A 3,106-nucleotide genomic window follows, 5' to 3' on the forward strand; every position below is an offset into this window, starting at 1 on the left:
CCCCCCCCCCCCCCCCCCCCCGGAGGACCGGCTCCGGCCCCAGCCGGGGCGGGAGCGCGGCCCTCCGAGGACGGCGCGGGCCGGATCAGGCGAGATGCGCCCGGATCTCGGCGGCCGCCTCGTGGCCGTACGCCTTCGTGAAGCGGTCCATGAAGGGCGTGCGGTGCAGCTCGTACTCCTGGGTGCCGACGGTCTCGATGACCAGGGTCGCCAGCATGCAGCCGACCTGGGCGGCGCGCTCCAGGCCGACCCCCCAGGACAGGCCGGACAGGAAGCCGGCGCGGAAGGCGTCGCCGACGCCGGTCGGGTCGGCCTTGGCGTCCTCCTCGGGGACGCCGACCTCGATGGCCGGCTGCCCGACGCGCTCGATGCGCACGCCGTTGGCGCCGAGGGTGGTGACCCGGGTGCCGACCTTGGCGAGGATCTCCTCGTCGCTCCAGCCGGTCTTGGACTCGATCAGGCCCTTCTCGTACTCGTTGGAGAAGAGGTAGGTCGCGCCCTCCATGAGGATGCGGATGTTGTCGCCGTCCATGCGCGCGATCTGCTGCGAGAAGTCGGCCGCGAAGGGGATGCCCCGCGAGCGGCACTCCTCGGTGTGGCGGATCATCGCCTCCGGGTCGTCCGCGCCGATCAGGACGAGGTCCAGGCCGCCGACGCGCTCGGCGACGGTGTGCAGCTCGATGAGGCGGGCCTCGCTCATGGCACCGGTGTAGAACGAGCCGATCTGGTTGTGGTCGGCGTCGGTGGTGCACACGAAGCGGGCGGTGTGCAGGAGCTCGGAGATGTGGACGGAGGCGGTGTCCACGCCGTGGCGGTCCAGCCAGGCGCGGTACTCGTCGAAGTCGTTGCCGGCGGCGCCGACCAGGATCGGGTTGGTCCCGAGCTGGCCCATGCCGAAGGCGATGTTGGCGGCGACTCCGCCGCGCCGGACGTCGAGCTGGTCGACCAGGAAGGAAAGGGAGACCGTGTGCAGCTGGTCGGCGACGAGTTGGTCGGCGAAGCGGCCGGGGAAGGTCATCAGGTGGTCGGTGGCGATGGAGCCGGTGACTGCGATTCGCACGGCGGGTCTGCTCCTGCGGGAAGGCGGAAGGACGAGACGGACGTAGGCCAACGCTACCCGGTTGTCCGATACCTTCCGACCTGGTGAAACTACCCGATAGTAGATCTTTCTTCGCGGAGCACGGGATGCATACGGTGCCCGTATGACCAAGTCTGTGAAGTCCGCCACTTCCGCCCCTACTGCACCCTCCCCCGTCTCTGCGGGCGCCGTCTGGTCCCCCGCCGAAGCGGAATCGCTGCATCAGCTGCGCGGTGACTGCGCGCAGATGGCGCCCCACTGGAAGGCCGTACGCCAGGACGGCCCGGCCCCCGGCTCGGCATCGGACCTGCACGGGGTGGAGGTTCCGGCCACATCCGCCGCGCTGGTGGACGGTATGCCCCAGTACGGCGACTGACCGGCGCACGCAGGGAACCGCGCGCGCCCCCGCTCCGTCCAAGTGGCGTCCCCTTCACGGGGGATGGCACGTCAGTTGTTCAGCGGAGCCGAAGGAGCGATGCGGTGAGCACCGAGGACACCCCCTCTGCCGAAGGTGACGGCACCCCCGCCGGTACCCCTGCCACCACGGGGCGCAGCAGGCGCACCTCGCTCGTGGCCGCCTCGATGGCGGTGGCAGTGGTGCTGGCCGGAGGCGGCGTGGCGTACTGGTCCTCGTCCGCTTCGGGCGGCGGAGGCGAAGAGGGCGCGGGCGCCCCGGCCAAGGGCGGCCCGCCGCCGCTGGCGCTGGGCGCGCCGGCCAAGGACCCGGGGCCGGGCCCCGGGATCGCGCCCGGTGAGCCGGACCCGAGCGGCACCCGCTACCACGCGGTGGCCGGCCTGCCCGGCGGTCCGGACTCCGCGCCGGTGTACCGGCCGCAGGGGCAGATCGGCCAGGACGCGGTGATTCGGCTGGCCAAGGCGCTGGATGTGGCCGGAAAGGTGCGCTCGGAAGGCGGCACCTGGAAGGTCGGCGGGGTGTCGCGGGACTCCCGTGACCCCGTACTGCAGGTGAACAAGTCCGGGTCGGGCTCGTGGACGTACTCCCGCTACGGCACCCCTGGCGGTACCGACTGCGCGGTGCCCAGGATCCCCGGGGACGGCAGCGCGTCCTCGCCGACGGACCGGCCCGAGTGCCCGTCCTTCCGCGGTCCGGGCAACGGGATGGGCCGCGGCGGGCCGGGGCCGGTGTCGCAGGAGAAGGCGAAGCAGGCGGTGCGGCCGGTGCTGGAGGCGCTGGGGCAGCGCGAGGCGAAGCTGGACGCGGGCGCGCAGTCGGGGGCGGTGCGGACCGTGACGGCGAACCCGGTGTACGGCGGGCTGCCCACCTACGGCTGGCGCAGCGATCTGCAGGTCGGCGCGGACGGCCAAGTGGTCGGCGGCAGCGGGCAGTTGGCGAAGCCCGTCAAGGGGCACGACTATCCGGTGCTGAGCGCCGCCAAGACGCTCGAGCGGCTCAACGGCGAGCGGGCGCGGCCCGGGCAGGCGCGGGCGTCGGACACGGGCAAGTCGGCCGAGGTGCGCGGTGCCGTCTTCGGGCTGGCGGTGCAGTACGTGGACGGCGGTCCGGCGCTGGTGCCCTCGTGGCTGTTCACGGTGCGGCACCCGGGGGCCGGCACGGCGACGTCGCAGGTCGCGCACCCCGCGGTGCACCCCGACTACCTCGTGCCCAAGAAGGCGCCCAGGGACGCTCCGAGTCAGCAGCCCACGAAGAAGCCGGGCGGCGGGCAGTCGTCCGGGGCGGTCACGATGACACTGGAGTCCTATGCCCTCGCCGAGGACGGCAAGCAGTTGCGGCTGCGCTTTTGGGGTGGGGTGTGCAGTGACTACTCCGCCTCTGCCGACCAGTCGGGCAAGGCCGTGAAGGCGCAGGTCAGCGGCAAGGACAAGAAGCCGGGGCAGGTCTGCGTGAAGATGGCGAAGCGCTTCACGCAGACGGTGACGCTCAAGGAGCCGCTCGGCGACCGGAGCGTGGTCGACGCCTCGAACGGCAAGGCGGTGCCGGAGAGGAAGTAGCGCCCGGGCCGACCACGCGCATACGGAGGCGGCGCCACCCCGAGGCCGGGGTGGCGC

3 protein-coding genes are annotated in these 3,106 nt (G+C 72.8%); 2 read left to right on the plus strand and 1 reads right to left on the minus strand.

Going from position 1 to position 3,106, the window contains the following annotated elements:
* Positions 1–85 precede the first annotated feature (85 nt).
* Positions 86–1,060: a carbohydrate kinase family protein gene (locus AC4IJH_RS43280; protein ID WP_490857530.1), complete on the minus strand. Its 975-nt coding sequence runs from the start codon at positions 1,058–1,060 to the stop codon at positions 86–88.
* Positions 1,061–1,202: 142 nt separating this feature from the next.
* Between AC4IJH_RS43280 and AC4IJH_RS43285 the strand changes: the two genes are divergently transcribed.
* Positions 1,203–1,454, plus strand: coding sequence for a hypothetical protein (locus AC4IJH_RS43285; protein ID WP_490857531.1), 252 nt, complete (start codon positions 1,203–1,205; stop codon positions 1,452–1,454).
* 104 nt (positions 1,455–1,558) lie between these two features.
* Positions 1,559–3,049 carry a hypothetical protein gene (locus tag AC4IJH_RS43290; RefSeq protein WP_490857532.1) on the plus strand — a complete coding sequence of 497 codons (1,491 nt, stop codon included), beginning with the start codon at positions 1,559–1,561 and terminating at the stop codon, positions 3,047–3,049.
* Positions 3,050–3,106 lie beyond the last annotated feature (57 nt).

The sequence above is a fragment of the Streptomyces sp. UF-297 genome (genome assembly GCF_058245575.1).